Source organism: Dyella marensis (assembly GCF_900112865.1).
Classification (GTDB): Bacteria; Pseudomonadota; Gammaproteobacteria; order Xanthomonadales; family Rhodanobacteraceae; genus Dyella_D; species Dyella_D marensis_A.
This window is the reverse complement of sequence record NZ_FONH01000003.1, coordinates 267,251-287,458: the sequence shown is the minus strand read 5'-3', so window position 1 is coordinate 287,458 and position 20,208 is coordinate 267,251. Positions and strand designations below refer to the sequence as shown.

Genomic DNA, 20,208 nt, shown 5'->3' with positions numbered 1-20,208 from the left:
GCCTGCCGGCTCACCCCAACCTACGCTTGTTCGTGTCAGGCGCATGCTCCCATCCGAACACACTGCGCCCGCCATACTCATGCGAGCGCCGCCGCTCCTCCGCGATCAGCTGCTCCACCGCCGGCCCGCGCGCATGCCGCTCCAGCCTGCGCGACTGCTCGTCCAGGCGTTTCAGCGCGGCCAGTTCCTCCTCGCGTCCCAGCTTCGCCTGCGTCACCGCCGACTTCAGCACCTGGATGGTGTGGTCGTACACGCGCGTGGGCACGGGGAACGGATGGCGGTCCTTGCCGCCGTGGGCCATCGAGAAGCGCGCCGGATCGCTGAAACGGCACGGCGCGCCATGCAGCACCTCGGCCACCATCGCCAGGGCACGCACGGTGCGTGCACCGACGCCCGGCTGCTGCAGCAGCTCGGTGAAATCCTTCGGCCCGTTCTCCGCCGCCGCGGCGAGGTTGCCGTGCAGGCGGCGCAGCACCACGTCGCTGCCGCGCACGTCGTGGTGGTCGGGCAGGATCAGGTGCGGCAGCAAGCCGAGCTGCAGCGGCACCTGCTCGAGCGAAGGCGCCGGTGCAACGGCACGATCGATCCCGCGCCATTCGCGCACGATGCCGTCCGGCCCGAGCGTGCGCAGCAGTTCCAGTTGCGCCTCGCGCGAGGCCTGCGCACGACGGTCGGCGAGATTGACGATGCGCCCCTGTTCCGGTCCGTCCACCGCGGCGTGGGGATCGTCGACGAAACTCTTCAGATCCTCCGACAGCCAGTGATAACGGCGCGCCTGCCGTCGTTCGCCGTTCATGCCCTGCTGCACCACCACCCAGCGACCGTCGTCGGCCACGATGAAACCGTGCAGGTACAGGTCGAAGCCGTCCTGCACCGCCGCGCTGTCCACCTTCGCCACCAGCCGGCTCGCCTGCGCCAACGCCGCACCATCGAAACCCACGCGCTCGCCGATCGCCACCAGCTCGCCCGGCGTCGCGCGCGAATGCCGGCCGCGACCGCCGCAGACATGGATGCCAAGCTCGTGCTCCAGCGGCCCGAGACCGCGCTTGAGCGCGCCGATCACGCTGGTGGTGATGCCGGAGGAATGCCAGTCCATGCCCATCACCGCGCCGAAGGACTGGAACCAGAACGGATGCGCCAGCCGGCGCAGCAGTTCGTCGCGACCGTATTCGTGCACGATCGCCTGCGCCATCAACGCGCCGAGCCGGCTCATGCGCTCGGCCAGCCAGCGCGGCACGCGCCCGCCGTGCAGCGACAGGTCGGCGCTTCCGGATCGGCGTGTCATATGAGGGGTACTCCAGGGAAAACAGGTGCGATCCCCGCCGCCTCGCCGAGGCGGGCTTCCATGCGCGGCGAAGGCGGCGGCGCGACGGGGACAGGCCGTGGCGCGGGATCGCCGGGATTTTATAGGGAGTGGTTATCTCAGCGGTTGAGACGATGCCAAAAAGAAACGCCCGGCTCGCGCCGGGCGTTTCATGCGCGGAAACCGCGTGCGCTTCAGAGCTTGTAGTTCAGTCCGAACATCACCGTGCGGCCCCAGGTCACGTAGTCCAGCGGACGCCCGATCTGCACATTGTTCGGCAGGCCGGAGATCTGCTGCGTCTTCTGCGGCGAGTTGCTCAGGTTGTTGACCTGCAGCAGCAGCGACAGGCCATTGAAGCGCGTGTCGTCCGCAAACGCGTAGCCGATCTGCAGATCGGTCTGCTTGTCGGCCAGCACCTTCACATAGCCGAGCTGGTCGAACAGCGGCACCGTCTCGCCGGTAAACGAGGAGCGATAGCGCTCGGCCACGCGGATCGACCAACCGTACTTCTCGTAGTACAGGGCCAGGTTGGCGACCTTGCGCGACAGGCCCGGCAACGTCTTCGGACCACCTGGAATGGACGAGACGGAGCTCTCCGGAATCGAGCTGTTGGTCAACGAGAAGTTCGCCTGCAGGCCGAAACCATCCAGCGACTGCGAGAGCAGGCCACCCTCGAACGCACCGGACAGTTCCAGGCCCTCCATGCGTCCGCCGGTGCCGTTTTCCGGACGGGTGAACGAGCCGATCGGGCTGGTCGGCGTCAGCGTGGGGTTGTCGTTGACGAAGCCGGCCTTGTCGAAATTAAAGTCCAGCACGGTCTTGTTATAGATGTAGTTCAGCAGATTCTTGTTGAACACCGCCACCGCCACATAGCTCGACTTGCCGAAGTACTTCTCCCACGACAGGTCGGTGCCCACGGCGATATACGGCCGCAACTGCGGGTTGCCGCCGCTGCCCGACCACAGCACCTGCCCGGCTGCCGGACCCTCGGTGACGCGCGCCACCGAAGCGGAGCTGGACACCTTCTCGTCGTCGATGCGGCCGCGCGCCATGGTCTTGGCAAAACCGAAGCGCAGGTATTGGCCGTCGGCGATCTGCGCCACCAGGTTCAGGCTGGGCAGGAACTTGTTGTACTTGGCGCCGCCCGTGAGAGTGCCGACCCGCGCATCGCCATTGGTCTGCACGGCGGTGGACGACTGGTCGGTGCGCACGAACTGCACGCCGACATTGCCGCGCAAAGGCACGTCGCCGAGATGCGTGTCGATATTGAACTTGGCGTAGGCGACCGGCACCTTCTCGGTGATCGAGTAATTGCGGCTCCAGTCCGACTGTCCGTTGCGTTGGGTCAGGTAGAACTGGCTACCCAGTGCATCGAGCACGTTGTAGTTGAGAATGCCGGGGATGCCGCCGTAGCTCAGCGAGGTCGGCCCGCGCAGGAAGGCCGAGCCCACCGGCACGCCCATGGTGTGATCGTAGGGCCCGTTGCCGGCGCCGTCGCCATTGCCGTTGAGCCAGGCGAAGAACACGTCGGCCTGCTTGGTCTTCTTGCGCTCGGAGTAGGCCGCGCCCACGTCCACCGTGCTGAAGATCCAGCCCACCGGATGCGAGACCTGGAAGCGCGCGGCCTTGATCGTGTCCTTCTGCTTGTCGAACTCTTCGCGGCCGTTGTAGCCGTAGTTGTCCGGGTCGGTGAACACCACGCTCGCCGGGTTGGCCAGGTCCACGCCAGGGCGGAAGTACGGATAATCGTCGCCGGTAGGCGTACGGAAATACACGTCCGTGGTCGGGTTGCCCGCCAGGCCGCTGAACAGGTAGGCATCGCGCAACCGCTTCTTGGCCATGGAGTACGACAGGTCGCCGGTAATCACCCAGCCGTTGCCGAAGTCGTACTGATGGTTCCAGCCGGCCGAGAACAGCTTGTCCTTTTCCTTGCTGTATTCGTTCTGCAGGATCGGCGCGATATTGCTCATCGTGCCGGAGGTGACGATCGGATACGGCGAGGCCGGCGTGATGCCCACATCGCTGTACACCGGTATACCGTTGGAGTTGTACGGACTGCTCGACCACTGCGCACCGTTCTTGTACTTGCGCTCGTTGAAGGTCGAGTAATAGAGATCCAGCGTGGTGTGGTAGTGCTCACCCGGCGCCCACTCCAGCACCGTCATCAAGCCGTTGCGCAGCTGGTTCTCCGACTGCGAACGCAACTGCATGCCCTCCTGCGAAAGCACATTGTCCGGCAGCCCGGGCGTGTGCGGGCCGCCCCAGTTCTGCTCGATGCCGGCCGAGCCGTTGTCCACGCTCCACCACCACGCCTGGTACTGCTTCTCCTGGATCGGCGAATCCAATTGGGCAAAGCCAACGGCCACGCCCAGGGTGTGATCGAAGAACTGGTCGATATACGAAAAGCTTGCGCGATGCCCCATGTCGCCCACGCCCGAACCGGGGTTGAGCTTGTCGTTGGTGGTGTGCTCGCCACGCAGGTTGATCGCGATGGCGCGCTTGGGCAGATCCAGCGGCTTGATCGTATGCAGGTCCACCGTGCCGGACAGCCCCTGCCCGACCAGGCTCGCATCCGGCGTCTTGTACACCGCCGCGCCGCTGATCAGCTCGGAGGGATATTGGTCGTACTCGACGCCGCGGTTCTCGCCGATCGTCGCCTGCTCGCGCCCGTTGAGCGTGGTGCCGGCGAAATCCGGCGACAGGCCGCGGATCGAGATCACATTGGCGCGCCCGTCCACGCGCTGCGTCGCCAGGCCCGACAGCCGCGCCAGGCTTTCGGCAATGCTCGCATCCGGCAGCTTGCCGATGTCCTCGGCCGAGATCGCCTCGATGATGCTGTCGGAGTTCTGCTTGGCGCGGATCGAGCTCTCGATGCTGCCGCGAATGCCGGTGACCACCACTTCCTGCAGGTTGCTGACCTGGCCCGGCGCGGGCTTCTTCTGTGCATCAGGCGGGTTGCCCTGCGCCGGAGGCTGCTGTTGTTGAGGCGGTTGCTGTTGCGGCGCCTGCGTGTCCTGCGCGGCAGCGGTGCCGGCCATCAACGAGGCGGCGATGCAGGCCGCAGCGAGCGGCCGGCGAGCGATTCCATGACCAAGCCGCATGCGCGGCGCGATGCCCTGACTCATGACTCCATTCCTCCCTCTTTTAAGTGGGCGCCCCCCTAAGGCACCGGCAGGCGTACGCGCCAACGGAACGAGTCATCGCGAGATGCCCGCTCTTCTATTGGCGCGTGCCCGGATTCGCCGCGCAGGATGAGCGAGCGTCATCGCCGCGTCATTCCGCGGCGCAACAACTTGCTGGGAAAAGGTTCAGCAGGGTGAAAAGGATGGGTATCGTGCGTAAGAAACCCGTACGCACTCAGCCGCCGAACCGGATCTGCTCCGCCGGCACCACTTCCATCCGCGTGCCATAGGCCTGCAGCCGCGCCAACACCCAGTTGTGGTGCGCGGTGATCTGCTCCGCCCGCAGCACATCATTGTCCACCGTGGAGTGCGCATCGCCGGCCAGGCTGACGTGGTAGCCCAGCGCAAGCGCGTGCCGCACGGTGGTGTCGATGCAGAAATCGCTCTGCAGGCCGCAGATCGCCAGGCGGTCGATGCCGCGCTGCTGCAGCAGCTGGCCCAGTTCCGTCTCATAGAAGGAATCCGGCGTGGCCTTGCGCACGCGCGGATCGTCGGGCCGCCAGTGCAGGCCATCTACCAGTTGCCATCCGGGCGTGTCATGCACCAGGTCGCCCTCGGCCTCCTCGTGCTGGATCAGCACCACCGGCACCCGTGCCGCGCGGGCACGGTCGATCAGGTCGTTGATCCGCTGCAGCACCCGCTCGATGTCGTGCGCCGCCCATTCGCCGGTGCACAGGCCTTGCTGCATGTCGATCACAAGTAGGGCCGAAGTCATGAGATCCGCATCGAGTGGCGAGACGGGAATCATAGCCCCCGCCGAAGTGGTCCGGCCAAACCTCGCCAAGTGGCTATTCCGGTGTCGCCGTGCCCGGCGCATGGTGCCGCCGCCCCCATCACGTCGAGGTGCCGCATGCACGAGATCGACCCGGTCCGGCGCCAGGTCCTGCAATGGACCCTGGCCGCCCTGCCCGCCTTGTTCGTCCTGGATGGCCAGGGCGCGACGCCGCCACCGGCCTCCGGCGTACATGACTTCGATTTCTTCCTCGGCAACTGGCGCGTGCACCACCGGCGCCTGCGCAAGCGGCTGGCGGGAAGCAAGGATTGGGACGAGTTCGAGGGCACTTCGCGCTGCCAGTCGCTGCTGGGCGGCGCGGTCAATATCAACGAGAGCGAGTCGCGCCGCGGCGGAAAGACCTACAACGGCCTGGGCATCCGCGGCTACGACGCCGCCAGCGGCCAGTGGGCGGACTGGTATCTCGATGGCGCCAGGCCGATCGCCATCGACGCGCCCGGCCTCGGCCGCTTCGAGCATGGCATCGGCACCTTCCTCTCCGACGAAACCTTCGAGGGCAGGTCGGTCAAGGTGCGCGGCATCTTCACGCCGATCGCGGCGGACACCTGCCAATGGGAACAGGCGTTCTCCCCGGACGCAGGCCGCAGCTGGGAAACCAACTGGATCATGCGCTACACCCGCGCCTGAGCCGCCCCATGCCGGGGCAAGACGGCGGCAGGCTTGCTAAAGATTTTGATAGCCCGCCTCCCGCCCTGTCGGGCCTACTGCTCGTGCCTACCCCACACGAGCGACGCCCTTATGAAACGCACAGCTGCCATGCGGCTGCAGGCGCTGGCCTGCCTCGGCCTGAGCCTGGCCTTCACCGCCAACACCCACGCCTCGGACCATCTCGACACCCCGTCGGTGATCGGCGACCCGCGCGCCGACATCGGCGACCTCTATGCCTGGACCTCGCCCGACGGCAAGCACCTGAACCTGGTGATGGACATCGTCGGGCATACCTTCTCCGACAAGCTCGACTACGTCTTCCATATCGACAGCGGCAAGCGCTTCGGCCACACCGGCGCCAGCACCGCCATCCGCTGCCGCTTCCGTTCCGGCACGGATGTCACCTGCACCGCGGGCGACACGGATACGGCGCACGGCAATCCGGGCGACACGCAGGGGTTGGCGAGCGAGCACGGCAGCTTCCGCGTGTTCGCCGGCCCGCGCGACGATCCGTTCTTCAACAACGTCAAAGGCACCCGCGCCGCCTATGACAAGGCGCATGCCGCGCTCGAAGCAGGCGCCAAGGTGGATGCCGCCGGTTGCCCCGCGTTCGATGCGGCCACCGTGCACGCCGTCGCCGACGAGTGGGCGCACACCCAGGGCGGACCCGCAAAGAACCTGCTTGCCGGCTGGACGACGTCGGCGATCGTCGTATCCATCGACCTCGGCGCGGTGAGCAAGGGCGGGCCGCTGCTCGCGGTATGGGCTGCCACGCAGGGCCCGACGCGGCAGATCGATCGCGCCGGCCGGCCGCTCACCGGCAATGCGCTGCTCGGCACGCTGGCTCCCGACGAAATCAGCGACGCGTTCAAGGAGACCTACAACATGGCCACGCCCGCGGACGGGGCGAAGTTCGTCGACGAGATCGCCGGCAACCTCGGCCTGTACGACGGCTTCGACGGCAAGTGCGGCAACCAGTGGCTGGCCAATGCCAAAGCGCCGCCGGCACAGCGCTACCACCGGCTGGCCGCGCTGCTCGCGGACGATCGCCTGTGGGTCAACAGTGCCTCCGCCACCTGCACGCAGTTCTTCGCGGTGGAGCGCGCGGCACTGGGCGGCGATCCCGCCCTGGCCAAGGATTGCGGCGGCCGCACGCCGACTTATAGCGCTTCCAATGTCTATCGCTCGATGCTGGTCGACGGCACCACGGACAGCGTCAGCGACGGGTTGACGCGCGACGAACGCGAACAGTCGGACAGCGTGTTCCCGTTCCTCGCCGCGCCGGATGCGCAAGCGGCTGCGGCCGGAGCGTATCAGTGAGTTCGCCGCGCTCCATCGGCATAGGTGCCGTGCTCTCCGGTGCATGCGTACTCGCGCTGCCCGTCCATGCGCACACCGGCACCGGCCTGGCCGGTGGCTTTCTCGCCGGCTTCGCCCACCCGCTGTCGGGCGCGGATCATCTGCTGGCGATGGTGTCGGTCGGCCTGTGGGGCGCGTTCCTCGGTCGCCCGCTGGTGCATGTGCTGCCGGTGGTATTCCCCGCGATGATGGTCGGCGGCGCGATGCTCGGCATGTTCGGCGCACCGCTGCCGCCGGTGGAAAGCGGCATCGCGCTGTCGGTGCTGGTGCTCGGTGCGTGCATTGCGCTGGCCTGGCGGGCGCCGGCATGGCTGGCGGTTGCGGTGGTGGCGTTGTTCGCGTTGTTCCATGGCTATGCGCATGGACGCGAGTTGCCCGCGGCGGCGGATCCGGTGGGTTACAGCAGCGGCTTCGTGCTGGCGACGGGGTTGCTGCACGCGGTGGGTATCGCGCTTGGTCTGCTGTGCGCGCGGCCAGTCGGCCGGCGGCTTGCACGCGGCCTGGGCGCCTTGATCGGCGCGGCCGGCTGCTGGTTCCTGCTGAGGGCCGTGTCATGAGGGGCGGCGTCGCGGCGGCCATGCTGCTGTGCGCGGCATTCGGGGTGGCGTTGGCATTTGCGCCGCGGAGCGTGCGGATGGCGTGCTTCCTGACAATGGCGATATCTGCGATATGCGGATTCGCTTTGACACTGCCGCAGGCCACCGTCGACCTGGTGTTTCTCTGCGGCTGGCTGAGCGTGATCGCATGCGCCGCCACGGTGCATCTGCCACGCGGGTTGTCAGCGCAACTGGCCATCCTGTTGGCAGTGGATGCCGGACTGTGCAGCGGAGCGATGATCGCGTTCGAAGGGCACTGGTATCACCTGCCCGCGGCCTGGCTGTGCATGCTCGCGCTGGTGCCGGCGCTGCTCGCGGTGCGCTGGCGCGTGCCGGTCGCGGCGAAGGTGATGTCCAGCTGGCTGATCGCCATCGCGGTGCTTGCCGCGGCCCTGCCCTATCTGCCCGTGACGCCGGGCTATCTGCCGGATCATCTCGAATGAACATGCATACCTGGTTGGGTAGCGTTCTGCTCGCGCTCGCGGCCATGCCTGCCGCCGCGCACGATTTCTGGCTGCAGCCTTCGCAATACCGGGTTGCGCCGCAGGCGACCGTGCCGCTGACTTTGCAGGTCGGGCACGGTCCTTACCGCCAACGCTCGCCGATCGCGGCGCGGCGCATCACGCGTTTCCAGGCGATCGACCCGGGCGGTGCCGCGATCGACCTGCATGCGCGCCTGCACGTCGGCGCCGCCGATGCGGATGCCGATCTGCAACTGGCAACGCCCGGCACCCACCTGCTGGTGCTGGAGACCGACAACCGTGCGATGACCTCGTTGCCGGCGATCCGCTTCAACGATTACCTCCGCGCAGAGGGACTCACCCCGGCGCTCGCCGAACGCGAGCGCACCCGGCGCATGGATCGCGACGGCGCCGAACGCTACGGGCGCCATGCCAAGGCCTTGATGCAAGTAGGACCGCCCGGCACCGACACCGCGATCGCCACCCGCCCGCTCGGCCTTACCCTGGAAATCGTGCCGGAGCGCAATCCCTACGCCCTACCGCACAGCGACGAACTTCCCATCCACGTGCTCTACCTCGGCCAGCCCCTGCCCGGCGCACTGGTCAAGCTGACCCGCCTGGAACATGACGAAAGCCCGGTGGAAACCCATCGCACCGACGCTGCCGGGCGCGCCGTGTTCAGCGTGCCCGCCCATGGCAGCTGGCTGCTCAACGTGATCTGGACCCGGCCGCTGCCGCCCGGCGACGACATGGACTTCGAGACGTCCTTTTCGAGCCTGGCCTTCGGCTATCCCTGAACCACTTCCCGCTCCTCAATCCGGCTATCCTGCGCGGCATGTCCACCTTCCACGTCGATCGCTGGCTGAGCACCGACACCGTGGCGCTGCGCAATGTGCGCTGCGACGGAGCCTGCCGGCATCGCAGTGCGGAAGAATGCGCCGCGTCGACCAATCTGGTGTTCCCGTATCGCGGCGTGTACGTGCGCCACGTCGGCAGCGACCAGTCCGTGGCCGATGCCAACCACATGCTGTTCTTCAACGCGGGCGAGGGCTACCAGGTCAGCCATCCGGTGAACGGTGGCGACGCTTGCCTTTCGGTGGAACTGCCGGACGCGATGCTGGAAGAACTGGCGCCGCGCGCGCTGCTGCGCCAGGGCGGCGACAAGGTCGGTTTCAACCGGCAAGCGCAACCGATCGATCCGCGCGCGCAAGCCCTGGTGGCGCTGCTGCGCCACAACCTCGAAGGCGACAGCATCGAACCGCTGGAAGCCGAGGCCTTGCTGCTCACCCTGATCGGCCGCAGCCTCGGCCCGCGCAGCGCGCGCGAGCTGGCCACCACGCACGCACGGCGTCGCCTGGCCGACCGCGTGAAAGTGCTGCTCGCCAGCGACCTGTCGCGACGCTGGACGCTGGCCGACATCGGCGCGGAGATCGGCTGCTCGCCGGTCTATCTGACCCAGGTGTTTCGTCAGGTGGAAGGCGTGCCGTTGTACCGCTACCACCTGCACCTGCGCCTGGCGCGCGCGCTGGACCTGGTGCCGCGCAGCGAGGACCTCTCCGCGCTCGCCGCGGACCTGGGCTTCTCCAGCCACAGCCATTTCGCCAATGCGTTCCGCCAGGCCTACGGACGCTCGCCGAGCGCGTTCAAGCAATCGACCTGAGTCCCAACGAAAAGGGCCGCCCGATGGAGCGGCCCGGTTTCGGTCTTCGCGACGATCAGCGACCGGAAGCGGCCGAGGCATGCGCTTCGCGCAGCTTCTCCGCACATTCTTCGCAGCACACTTCGACGGTCTTGCCGCCGATCTTTACCTGGATCGCATTGGCATCCAGTTCGCAGTCGCAGGCGGCACAGGTTTTCTCAGACATGGCCTTGGCTCGTTGATGGCACCCGACGTCCGGGTGTGCTCATTGGGCCCTTCGGCGACGGCCGGCGCTGTCAGATTCTTTAGCGACCGGGGTAACGCGATCAACCGCTCTTTGCCTTGCTTCCCTTGCGCTTGGCCGCCTTCATCCGGTCGATCAGCTGCTGCTGGTACGCACCCATCAGCGCCGGCAGCAGGCCAGGGAAGCGACTGTTGATCTCGGCGCAACGCGTGGTGTTGCGCATCTCCACGCCCTGGCGCTCGCTGCGGATCAGGCCAGCTTCGCGCAAGGCGCGGAAATGCTGCGAGAGCGTAGACTTCGGAATCTCGCGGTTGTCCAACTGCAGGAACGCCGAACAGCTGCTGCCTTTCTCCGAGGCGGCGAGCCCCGCATAGATGGCCACCCGTACCGGGTCGGCCAGGGCGTGGAGGATGCCTTCCACGGTGACGTCGTCGACGGAGGGATGAACTAGCGGTCTCATGGCGGCCATCTTAGCAGCCCTTGACTTGTAGTTCGTTAGTTCATATGTTGCGAACTATTGAATTACTGAACCGGGCAGTTCGCCCTCAAACCACCTGACAGGAAAACCGTCATGAGCAAGCTCAAAGGCAAAGTCGCGCTGGTCACCGGCGCATCCAAGGGCATCGGCGCCGGTATCGCCAAGGCGCTCGCCGCCGAAGGCGCCGCCGTGGTCGTCAACTACGCGTCCAGCAAGGCCGGCGCCGACGCGGTGGTCGACGCCATCACCAAGGCCGGCGGCAAGGCCGTGGCCGTGAAGGGCGACGTCGCCCAGGCCGCCGATGCGCAGGCCATCGCCGACGCCGCCGTGAAGGAATTCGGCCGCCTGGACATCCTGGTCAACAACTCCGGCGTGTACGAATTCGCTCCGCTGGAACAGATCACCGAAGACCACTTCCACAAGCAGTTCAACGTCAATGTGCTCGGCCTGCTGCTGACCACCCAGGCCGCCGCCAAGCACATGGGCGAAGGTGGCAGCATCATCAATATCGGCTCGCTGGTGACCCGCATCGTGCCGCCGGGCGGCTCGGTCTACACCGCCACCAAGGGCGCCGTCGACGCCATCACCGGCGTGCTCTCGCGCGAGCTCGGCCCGCGCAAGATCCGCGTCAATGCGCTCAACCCCGGCATGGTGGAGACGGAAGGCACCGTGACCGCCGGCTTCATCGGCTCGGACTTCCACCAGGAAGCCATCGCCCACACCCCGCTGGGCCGCATCGGCCAGCCGCAGGACATCGCCACCATCGCGGTGTTCCTGGCATCCGACGACTCGTACTGGCTGACCGGCGAGAAGCTGTACGCAGCGGGTGGCGCGCGCTGATCGACGACGTAAGCGCTGCAGCTCATCGAGGCAGCGCTGATGCGCGAGATGCAAACGGCACGCGAGGGATCGTTCTCGCGTGCCGTTTGCTTTATGCGGTCATGGCGAGCCCCGCCGCCACCAGAACCACAACTGGTGAGGATCCGACCCGATGCAGAAATCTCCGTCGCGCCGGAGTACCGCCTCCACCGACTCGCGCAACTTCCGCACGCCTTGCGTACCCACGGTGAACACCAGCGTGTCGCCCTCCTCCACGAACGTCCACTCCTCCGGTGCCTGCGCATAGCGCAACCGCCACCGTGCGGGCGATGTGGCGCGCGCCGACCGGTTGTTGGGCACGGCCAGGATTTCCGGCGTCAGCTGCGCCACCTGCACCGTTCGATAGAGCGATGCGTCGCCCGTCGCCTCCAGCAGATCGAGCAAGGCCAGCAGCGAGCGACTGCCCTCCTGGTCCGCAGTGAAATGCCATCCGGTGAAGTTGCGGAAGTTCTCGACGTAGCGCCATAGCCACACCGGGCCCTGCTGCTTCCATGCCGCCAGATCGTCCTTACCCGACATACGTCCCCCTGTTCCAACGCACTGTCTACAATAACCGTTTGCACCAGCCCCATCCGCACCCGTTAAGCTTGCGCGGCTCGAAAGGACTCACGCCATGCCGCCGGTTGCCGTACAGATCGTCGAAATCCTCTGGACCAAGGCCACGCGTGGCGCTCCGCGTGCAAGCGAGCGCGTCGCCCTGCCGCGCGCGATGCCATTGACCGCGATGGATGCGCATTACCAGGCCGAGTATTTCCGCATCGCGGAGTGGAACGACTTTCGCGTCGACCGCCTGGCATCGGGCACGGCCCCTTCCCTTCCGCGACTGGAACGCAGCCTGCGCTTGCAGTGGCTGGACGATGGCCAGCTCGCGCTGGGGCTGCTGCCCGGCACGCATGAGGGCAAGCCGCCTCGCGCGCCGCGTCCGCAGGCGATCCGCCTTGCGCCTGGCGAGTACGCGCGGCTGATGATCAATGGACGGCACGTGAGCTACAGCGGGCAGTTCTATTCCGAAGTCACCTACAACGTGGCATTCGGCGGCGACTTCCATCCGGAACGTTTCCTCGGCGCAACGCCGGATCGGGAGTTCAAGTTGCTGGCCGATCTGTTCTGAGCTGTCTCTCGCGGCCCCACAAAGTGGTCATGCCAAAACCAACGAAAGTGGCTATTTAAGCGAACCATTGGCACGCGTAGCTTGCGCAGCATCTCCCCGCCTGTGAGAGCTGCGCCATGCACGCGACGATGAAGCTCCTGCTCTGCTCCGCCATCGCGCTGGGCCTCGCATCCGCCCCGACCTGGGCCGACCGCCAACCGCCCGTCCACGCCGCGCCCACCGACGGCAGCCACGATTTCGACTTCAACCTGGGTACCTGGCACACCCATATCCGCGTGCTCAAGCAACCGTTGTCCGGAAGCACCGAATGGGCGGAAATGCGCGGCACCGTCCGGGTGAACCCGATCTGGGGCGGCAAGGCGCAGGTCGAGGAGATCGAAGCGGACGGCGCCGATGGCCGCTTCGAAGGGATGACCGTGTTCCTCTACGACCCCGCCGCGCATCAGTGGCGCCAGTACTTCGCCGACAGCGACGAAGGCAGGCTGGAAACGCCCTCGGTCGGCCGCTTCGAACGCAACCGCGGCGAGTTCTACAGCCAGGAGCTGCATGAGGGGCGCGCCGTCCTGCTGCGCGGCATCTGGACGGTCACCTCGCCCGATGCGCACAGCTACGAGCAGGACTACTCGGACGACGGCGGCAAGACCTGGGAAGCCAACTTCATCGCCGACCTCACCCGCGTCAAACCCGGCGAAGCGGTGACCGCCTTCAAGCCCGTCGGCAACGAGCCGGGGCAACACGATTTCGATTGGCAACTGGGCAGCTGGGATATCCACATGTCGCGCATGGAGCATCCGCTCTCCGGCCAGTCCGGATGGACGGCGCTCGACGGCAGCGTGCAGGTGCGCAAGCTGTGGAACGGCCGCGCCAACCTCGCCGAGATCGACACCAAGGGACCGTCCGGCCATCTGCAATTCCTGTCGCTGCGCCTGTTCAATCCGAAGTCCCGGCAATGGAGCCTGGACTTCGTCAGCAGCGACAGCGGCGTGTTCGGCACGCCGATGATCGGCGCCTTCGCCGACGGGCGCGGCGATTTCTACGACCAGGAGAGTTACCACGGCAAGGCGATCCTGGCGCGGTTTTCGTTTCTCCATCTGGCCAAGGGTTCGAACAGCGACGAGCAGGCGTTCTCCGCGGACGGCGGCAAGACCTGGGAGGTCAATTGGGTCAATGCGTCCAGGCGCGCGACGGCCGCACGCTAAGCGAGCGTGGGTTCCGCGCTGACGGCGGGCCTTACACGATCGAGCAACGCCCGCACCTGACCGCCGAGCATGGCTTCGCTCAACGGAACCGCGGCATCCTTGGATTGCCCGGCCTCCCTGCGGCAGGCGTCGAGCCAGTGCTCGCATGCTTCCCGTTCGCCGTTCAGCGCAGCCTGCAAGGCCAGGCAACGAGCCTGGAAATGCGGCATGTACCAGGCCAGTCTGGGCGGCAGCAGGTCCTGGCCGAGGGCAGTGGCATCGTTCGATGCCAGCGCGCGACTGAAGGCAAGCTCCGCGCGCAACAGCGCCAGCAGATCGTTCCATGGAGCGAGCAGGCGAGGATCGATCTCCGCCACTGCCTCGTCCATCGCCTGCTGCCTCGCCACCGCCCGCATCCATTCGCCGCGGTTCTGATCGCCCTTCAGCCGATACCACAAGGCGAAAAGCCGCATCACCGGACCGTCGGCCTCCATCGCCGCGAGATCCTCCTCGGGCAGGCGATCGGCGGTACAGCCGGCCATGCTCGCGCCAGCCAGGCGCGCATGCGGCGGTTCTACATAGTCAGGCCCGGCTCTCCACAGCTGCCAGAGCTGGAGGCCATCGTTTGCCAGATGCCCCAGATGCGGCACCAGGTTGACCAGTCCCATCATGGCGTTGATGACGGCGAACATCAGGCAAAGCCAGCCCAAGGCACGTGGCCGCAACAGCTCGCCCAGGCCGAACAAGATCGCCGCGAACACCAGGTTCAGCGCCGGACCACTCGCGGTCATCAGCACTCTCGCTCGCCGCGGTGGCGTGGCCGGGTCCACATAGGCGATGACGTAACCGCCGATCCCGGCTTTTCTGGGAAGCGGACGCCAGCGCCAGCGGAATCCACGCCGCAGCGGATTGAATTCGAACGCCGAGATCTGCACCGTGTGCACGCGCATGCCGCCGAGGCGCGCGCCTGCGCAATGGCCAAGCTCGTGAATGACGATCGCCGGGTACTGCAGCGTGGTCCAGAGCAATAAGGCCCAGCCAAACGAGCCATCGCCAAACAGCGCAAACCCGTAGGCGATGCAGACCATGCAACTGGCCAAGACCAGCAAGGTCTGCAGCGCACGCGCCAGCCAGTTCCCCGCGATCAACAACAGGCGCAATGCGTTTCCCCGGCCATCCATAACCCATCTCCCCTGGAACCGGGGAGCTTACCGCAAGCCGCGCCGCGCCCCGGAACCGGCACCTCAGTGCAGGCGCTGACCCGGCGTCGCCAGCAACCGCGCCCTCAGCGTCGCCAACTCGCTTCGCCGCAATGTCTCGCGCAACTCGCTCGGGGTGGCGCCAAGCGTCTGCCGGAACGCATCCGTCATATGGCTATGGCTGCTGAAGCCCAGATCGCAGGCCAGCGCCGCGAGATCTTCCTCGCCCTCGCCCAGCCGCCCCAGCGCCGTACCCAGCCGCTGCTGCAGGCGGAACTGACGCAAGGATTGCCCCGTGCCCTGGCGGAAGATCCGGCACAGATGGAAAGACGAGCAACCGGCGATCCGCGCCAGTTCGTCGATGCCGAGGTTGTCGCCGGGATTGGCAACGATCGCCTCCTGCACCCGCCACACCTGGCGGGTGATGCCGCCACTCGTCGCGCGCGGCGGCTCGCCGCCATGCATCAACCCGTCGAGCACGGCCAGCATGGCCTCCTCGGCCTCCAGCACATCCGGCTCGCGCCGCATGCCCTGCAGCATCTCCACATGCGCCTGCTGCAGGTGCAGATCGTGCTGGACATCCAGGCAGGCGGGAGCATCGGCGCGCTCCAGTCCCAGCGCATCCAGCCACGCTTCGTCCAGCCACACATCGGTGCAGCAGGCGCAACCGCGATGGTCCGGGTGCGTCACGCGGTACTCCACGTCGCGGCCCAGGAATACCGCCTGCCCGGGCCGCGCCAGGCAGTGCCGGCTGCCGACCTGGATCGAGAACGCGCCACGCCGCGTGAGCAGGAAGCGCCCAGGCTCGCCCCCGCCGTGACCGCAGTTCACGCGCGGATAGCTGCAATCCTGGGTCATCACCTTGAAGTGCGATGAACTCAACACCGTCTGCACGATGGACATTCGCCTACGCCCCCGCCGGCATCCGCAGCCGATCATACGCCCGTCCGGACGGGGCGAACCGGGCCAGCGCACGAAAGCACGTTTCCGGAAGCACGCCACAGCGCGGCACGCCAGGCTGTGCGGTTGCGCCGCACAACCCGCCCGGTGGCCGAACGCAACCGGGCAGGTTTCTGGAAGCGCTCTCACGTGCACACGCACAAGCTGTACTGGCGGAAGTCCACCGTCCCCAATCCACCCCACAAGGAGAGCGTTATGCACAAGACGTTCTGTGGCCTGCTGTTCGCCTGCGCCACTCTTTCCGCCGCGCAGGCAGCCGAGCCGCCGGGCAACGACCTGCTCGGCTACGGACCCAATCCCCTGCTGTATCCCAAGGATGCGCGCCCCTTCGGCAAGAGCATCTACGGCTGGGCCGATCGCTCCATGCAATGGCTGTACGCCCAGCCCTTCGCCAGCAATCCGCTGTTCGACAGCACCGGTGCGTCCTGCGCGGTAGGGCAGGATGGCCCGGTGTGGAACCTGGCACCGGCCGCCATGCCGATGATGATGGCCGGCGATGTAGCCCGCGCCTGCACGGTGGCGCACGGCAAGGCGCTGCTGCTGATGCTCGGCTTCGTCAGCGACACCTATCCCTGCCCGGATCCGAACTTCGGGCCGAAGCCGGGCCAGTCGCTGTACGACTTCCTGGTGGCCGACGCGAAGACCTACCCGATGATGGGCAACATGCAGGTCTCGCTCGACGGCCGTCCCGTCCACGGCGTCGACGACTACCTCTACACCTCGGAGAACCTGTACTCCCTCAAGGGCGACCCCAGCCTGCAGACCACCTTCGACCCATGCATCACCACCGGTTGGCAACCGGCGATCAATTACGGCTACTACCTGATGTTCCGTCCGCTGCGGCCGGGGCAGCACACGCTGGTGAGCCGCATGACGGACATGAATGGCATGACCAGGACGCTGACTTACTTCCTGACGGTGCAATGATCGCGTTGGCCGGGCGCCACTGGCGTGGCGTCCGGCGTCTTCCTCAGCGCGGCACCATCAATGGCGTCTCGCTGCTCAAGGCCTTGTGCTGGCTGACGGCGGTACGGACCAGGATCACGTCGGGGCGCCCGAAACTGACGTCCACGCCACCGATGCTGGTGAACTCTGGATATTCGTCCGTGCTCATCAAACCCTTCGGGCCGATCTCATAAAGACGATCGAGACCTGCCACCAGCAGGCTCCCCGGCTTGGCAAGCAGACCATAGAACGGCACTGTTTCCGGAGAGCGCCTGCCTTGCAGGACGCTGCGCATCCAGCCGGAGGTATACGGGGATCGATACAGCTGGCGAAACGAGCTGCCGCACAGTTCGACCAGCGCCCCGCTGCTCATCATGTGCTGCAGGCCGATGGCCACCGCTACGCAGCCGGGTTTCCACGGAATGGCCGCGAAATCATTGATTGATGAGCAACCGAGTTCGCCTGCAGCTTCATCGCAGCCCCGCATCAGGTCGTCTTCGCCATCGCCGCCCGTCACGACACCCGTAAACCGATCGACAACCCAGAGACCGCCACCGAACTCGCCATTCCCGGTGCCGACATACAGATGTCCCGCATCGCCATAAACAGCCGTGCTGATGCCGCGACCGATCGGCTTGCTCAACTTGACCGTGTGCGGCACGGCTCCCGCGCCGAAACGATCGAGCGTGGCAAGCTGCTGGGAGCCGACGATCGATATGACGCCACTCCGGCAATCCAGAATGGGACCGCCGTTGGGCGCCACCGGCTTGATCGACACACGCTCTTGTTCCGCATGTTCCGGACGGAACACCACCCAGGTGCCATCGTCTTCCACGGATACCGCCAGCGCTGCTCCGTCGAAGGCACAGATATCGGCCACCGGCTGTGCGATCGGCCGCGACACTCGCTCCTTGCCGTTCACGCGAATGGTGGAGAGCTCGCCCTGGTCGTTGCGCAGCCATAGCTGATCGCCAGCCAGGGCCCCACGCGTTACGAAAGCGTCCCGATCTGCATCCTGTGCCAATGCAGGCATCGCACCGAGTACAGCGATGGCGATGACGCCATGGCGCATGAACCACGCCAGTTGCCTATGCCAACCGCATGCCGAACGGTTCCCTTTCATTGACTGCCCCCGGTTCGCCCGCCAAGCGCGCGATCGCCGCGAGCTTAGCAAGCGGCCACACGAACGCGAACATCAGGCGATCGGCAGGTTCTGTTCCGCCCCGCTCATTACCCGTCGCAGCGCTCAGCTCTCGCCGTTATCCGCCGCCTTGCGCTTGCCGCTGAACAAGGCGCGACCCGCGAACATGCCGCCCGTGATCTCCATCTGCAACCGCTCGCGGTCGCGTTCGCGCAGGCGCTGGGCGATCTCGTCGATCTCCGCGCGGTCCACGCCCAGCCTGGTCAGCGCGGCCTGGCCCAGCAGGAATGCCGACTCGAAGGTCTCGCGCACCTCCAGGTCCGCGCCGGCCTTGATCAGGTCGATGCTGTGGCGGCGGTCGACCGCGCGCACCAGCACCGGCACCAGTGGAAACTCGGCCTTGACCAGCTCGGTGATGCGCGTGCCTTCCTCGGCCTTGTCCACGCACACCAGCACCACGCCCGCACGTCCCGCGCCGGCCGCCTCGAGGATGTCCAGGCGCGTGCCGTCGCCGTAATACACCTTGAAATCCAGGCTGCGCGCGGTGTCGATCATCTCCACGTCGGTGTCGATGATCGAGATCTCGTAGCCGCGTTCGAACAGGAACTGGCTGGCGATCTGCCCCACCCGGCCGAAGCCGATCACCAGGGCCGCGCCGTTCAACCCGTCGGGCCGCTCATAGCCCTCGGTGGATGGGCGAAGGCGCGTGCGAATCGCGTTCATCGCGGCGATCGCGAGCGGCGTCAGCACCATGGAAAGAATGATGATCGCCGTCAGCTGCGCATTCTGCTCGGCGTCGATGATGCCCGCGGCTGACGCCGCGGCGTACAGCACGAAGGCGAACTCGCCGCCCTGCGCCATGAACACCGCGCGATCCGTCGCCTCGCGATGCGAAGAGCGGAACAGCCGCGCCACCGCGTAGATCACCAGCGCCTTGGCAACCATGTAGAGGAACACGTAGAACAGGATGATCCGCCAGCTCGCCGCCACCACGCGCAGGTCCAGCGACATGCCCACCGCGATGAAGAACAGTCCCAGCAGGATGCCGCGGAACGGCTCCACGTCCGCTTCCAGCTGATGCCGGTACGAGGACTCGGACAGCAACACGCCCGCCACGAACGCGCCCATCGCCATCGACAGGCCGCCCAGCTGCATCGCATAAGCCGAGCCCAGCACCACCAGCAAGGCGGCACCGGTCATCACCTCGCGTGCGCGGGCATTCGCCAGCAGGCCGAAGAACGGATTGAGCAGATAGCGACCGGCCAGCAGCAGGCCGACGATCGAGCCCGCGCCGATGCCGATCGCACTCCAGTCGATGCCGCGATGCGCCAGCGGACTGCCCGGCGCGATCGGCGCCAGGAATGCCACCGCCGCCAGCAGCGGCACGATCATCAGGTCTTCCAGCAGCAGCACGCAGACGATGCGCTGGCCGCTGGGCTCGTTCACTTCGCGGCGCTCCTCCAGCAGTTGCATCACGATCGCGGTGGAAGTCAGCACGAAGCCGGCGCCGGCCACGAACGAAGGCGCCACCGGGTAGCCGGTCAGGACGCCAACCAAGGTGAGCGCGACCGCGCAGACGGCAACCTGCGCCAAGCCCAGGCCGAAGATCTGCCGGCGCAGGCTCCATAGCCGCGAAGGATGCATTTCCAGCCCGATCAGGAACAGGAACATCACCACGCCCAGCTCGGCCACCTGCAGGATGGCGCCTGGGTCGGTGAAGACCTTCAGCCCGAACGGCCCGATCGCCAGCCCGCCGGCCAGGTAACCCAGCACCGCGCCCAGGCCCAGCCGCTTGAACAGCGGCGCCGCGATGACACCGGCCGCCAGCAACGTAATGACCGGCAGCAACGCCACCCCTTGGTGTTCCACCGCCATGCCCCTGCATCCCCTCGCCGGATTCGTGGGCGGGAGCGTAGCAAAGCGGGCTGTGCGGCTGGTGGCCTCGTCACGCACGGCGTGACATATGCCGCGCCGCGGCATCGCCGGCAGCGGTCTCTCGCCGGCCGTGTGCGGCTTTGCGATATCCGCCGTGCCGGCTTACGTTTTGCATCAGCCGCGCCGCGCTTTTCCCCGCATCCTCGATGTGCGCCGA

At 66.7% G+C, this 20,208-nt stretch carries 19 protein-coding genes and 1 pseudogene; 10 read left to right on the top strand and 10 right to left on the bottom strand.

Features of this window, described 5'->3' with window-relative positions:
• Positions 1 to 10: 10 nt before the first annotated feature.
• The 3 genes from BM172_RS06930 to BM172_RS06920 all read right to left on the bottom strand — a co-directional run bounded on the left by BM172_RS06930 (position 11) and on the right by BM172_RS06920 (position 5,200).
• Complete coding sequence (locus tag BM172_RS06930) at positions 11 to 1,285, bottom strand: DUF763 domain-containing protein (protein ID WP_026636146.1); 1,275 nt, start codon at positions 1,283 to 1,285, stop codon at positions 11 to 13.
• A 212-nt stretch (positions 1,286 to 1,497) separates the two neighbouring features.
• On the bottom strand, positions 1,498 to 4,428 hold the full coding sequence (locus BM172_RS06925; protein ID WP_026636145.1) for a TonB-dependent receptor: 2,931 nt from the start codon (positions 4,426 to 4,428) through the stop codon (positions 1,498 to 1,500).
• Positions 4,429 to 4,660: 232 nt separating this feature from the next.
• Positions 4,661 to 5,200 (bottom strand): cysteine hydrolase family protein, encoded by a 540-nt coding sequence (locus BM172_RS06920; RefSeq protein WP_026636144.1) that lies wholly within the window; start codon positions 5,198 to 5,200, stop codon positions 4,661 to 4,663.
• A 135-nt stretch (positions 5,201 to 5,335) separates the two neighbouring features.
• Here BM172_RS06920 and BM172_RS06915 point away from each other — a divergent pair, with 135 nt between their 5' ends.
• From BM172_RS06915 to BM172_RS06890, 6 genes are all read left to right on the top strand, one after another.
• On the top strand, positions 5,336 to 5,905 hold the full coding sequence (locus tag BM172_RS06915; protein WP_051548914.1) for a DUF1579 domain-containing protein: 570 nt from the start codon (positions 5,336 to 5,338) through the stop codon (positions 5,903 to 5,905).
• A gap of 111 nt (positions 5,906 to 6,016) precedes the next feature.
• Positions 6,017 to 7,246, top strand: a complete 1,230-nt coding sequence (locus tag BM172_RS06910) for a DUF4331 family protein (protein ID WP_081805236.1) — start codon at positions 6,017 to 6,019, stop codon at positions 7,244 to 7,246.
• Complete coding sequence (locus BM172_RS06905; RefSeq protein WP_197022883.1) at positions 7,243 to 7,842, top strand: HupE/UreJ family protein; 600 nt, start codon at positions 7,243 to 7,245, stop codon at positions 7,840 to 7,842. Before BM172_RS06910 ends, BM172_RS06905 begins: the two co-directional genes overlap by 4 nt.
• Complete coding sequence (locus BM172_RS06900; RefSeq protein WP_143096476.1) at positions 7,839 to 8,324, top strand: hypothetical protein; 486 nt, start codon at positions 7,839 to 7,841, stop codon at positions 8,322 to 8,324. Before BM172_RS06905 ends, BM172_RS06900 begins: the two co-directional genes overlap by 4 nt.
• Complete coding sequence (locus BM172_RS06895; protein ID WP_026636139.1) at positions 8,321 to 9,139, top strand: DUF4198 domain-containing protein; 819 nt, start codon at positions 8,321 to 8,323, stop codon at positions 9,137 to 9,139. The genes BM172_RS06900 and BM172_RS06895 overlap by 4 nt, the downstream gene beginning before the upstream one ends.
• A gap of 38 nt (positions 9,140 to 9,177) precedes the next feature.
• Positions 9,178 to 10,002 carry a helix-turn-helix transcriptional regulator gene (locus BM172_RS06890; RefSeq protein WP_026636138.1) on the top strand — a complete coding sequence of 275 codons (825 nt, stop codon included), beginning with the start codon at positions 9,178 to 9,180 and terminating at the stop codon, positions 10,000 to 10,002.
• A gap of 55 nt (positions 10,003 to 10,057) precedes the next feature.
• Here the strand turns inward: BM172_RS06890 and BM172_RS22455 are convergent, their stop codons facing one another.
• Positions 10,058 to 10,207, bottom strand: coding sequence for a hypothetical protein (locus BM172_RS22455; protein ID WP_167254166.1), 150 nt, complete (start codon positions 10,205 to 10,207; stop codon positions 10,058 to 10,060).
• 100 nt (positions 10,208 to 10,307) lie between these two features.
• Entirely contained in the window at positions 10,308 to 10,685 is a 378-nt protein-coding gene (locus BM172_RS06885; RefSeq protein WP_026636137.1) for an ArsR/SmtB family transcription factor, read from the bottom strand.
• Positions 10,686 to 10,796: 111 nt separating this feature from the next.
• On the opposite strand from BM172_RS06885, the gene BM172_RS06880 reads away from it, so the two are divergent.
• On the top strand, positions 10,797 to 11,543 hold the full coding sequence (locus BM172_RS06880; RefSeq protein ID WP_026636136.1) for a glucose 1-dehydrogenase: 747 nt from the start codon (positions 10,797 to 10,799) through the stop codon (positions 11,541 to 11,543).
• A 99-nt stretch (positions 11,544 to 11,642) separates the two neighbouring features.
• Here BM172_RS06880 and BM172_RS06875 read toward each other — a convergent pair whose 3' ends face one another.
• A complete protein-coding gene (locus tag BM172_RS06875) occupies positions 11,643 to 12,101 on the bottom strand; it encodes a hypothetical protein (protein ID WP_026636135.1) in 459 nt (152 codons plus the stop codon).
• 94 nt (positions 12,102 to 12,195) lie between these two features.
• On the opposite strand from BM172_RS06875, the gene BM172_RS06870 reads away from it, so the two are divergent.
• Together BM172_RS06870 and BM172_RS06865 are read left to right on the top strand one after the other, a co-directional pair.
• A complete protein-coding gene (locus BM172_RS06870; RefSeq protein ID WP_026636134.1) occupies positions 12,196 to 12,693 on the top strand; it encodes a hypothetical protein in 498 nt (165 codons plus the stop codon).
• Between the two features lie 128 nt (positions 12,694 to 12,821).
• Positions 12,822 to 13,892, top strand: coding sequence for a hypothetical protein (locus BM172_RS06865; RefSeq protein ID WP_051548913.1), 1,071 nt, complete (start codon positions 12,822 to 12,824; stop codon positions 13,890 to 13,892).
• Here the strand turns inward: BM172_RS06865 and BM172_RS06860 are convergent.
• Both BM172_RS06860 and BM172_RS06855 read right to left on the bottom strand, forming a co-directional pair.
• Positions 13,889 to 15,031: a M50 family metallopeptidase gene (locus BM172_RS06860; RefSeq protein WP_026636133.1), complete on the bottom strand. Its 1,143-nt coding sequence runs from the start codon at positions 15,029 to 15,031 to the stop codon at positions 13,889 to 13,891. The genes BM172_RS06865 and BM172_RS06860 overlap by 4 nt on opposite strands.
• An 84-nt stretch (positions 15,032 to 15,115) precedes the next feature.
• On the bottom strand, positions 15,116 to 15,973 hold the full coding sequence (locus BM172_RS06855) for a helix-turn-helix transcriptional regulator (RefSeq protein ID WP_026636132.1): 858 nt from the start codon (positions 15,971 to 15,973) through the stop codon (positions 15,116 to 15,118).
• A 252-nt stretch (positions 15,974 to 16,225) separates the two neighbouring features.
• On the opposite strand from BM172_RS06855, the gene BM172_RS06850 reads away from it, so the two are divergent.
• The gene (locus BM172_RS06850) at positions 16,226 to 16,957 is read left to right on the top strand and encodes a hypothetical protein (protein WP_026636131.1); all 732 of its coding nucleotides are present in this window, start codon (positions 16,226 to 16,228) and stop codon (positions 16,955 to 16,957) included.
• A 43-nt stretch (positions 16,958 to 17,000) separates the two neighbouring features.
• On the opposite strand, the gene BM172_RS06845 is transcribed toward BM172_RS06850, so the two are convergent.
• Positions 17,001 to 18,047: a hypothetical protein gene (locus BM172_RS06845; protein WP_026636130.1), complete on the bottom strand. Its 1,047-nt coding sequence runs from the start codon at positions 18,045 to 18,047 to the stop codon at positions 17,001 to 17,003.
• Positions 18,048 to 18,284: 237 nt separating this feature from the next.
• A pseudogene (locus tag BM172_RS06840) lies at positions 18,285 to 19,991 on the bottom strand (monovalent cation:proton antiporter-2 (CPA2) family protein); the annotation flags it as partial.
• Positions 19,992 to 20,208 lie beyond the last annotated feature (217 nt).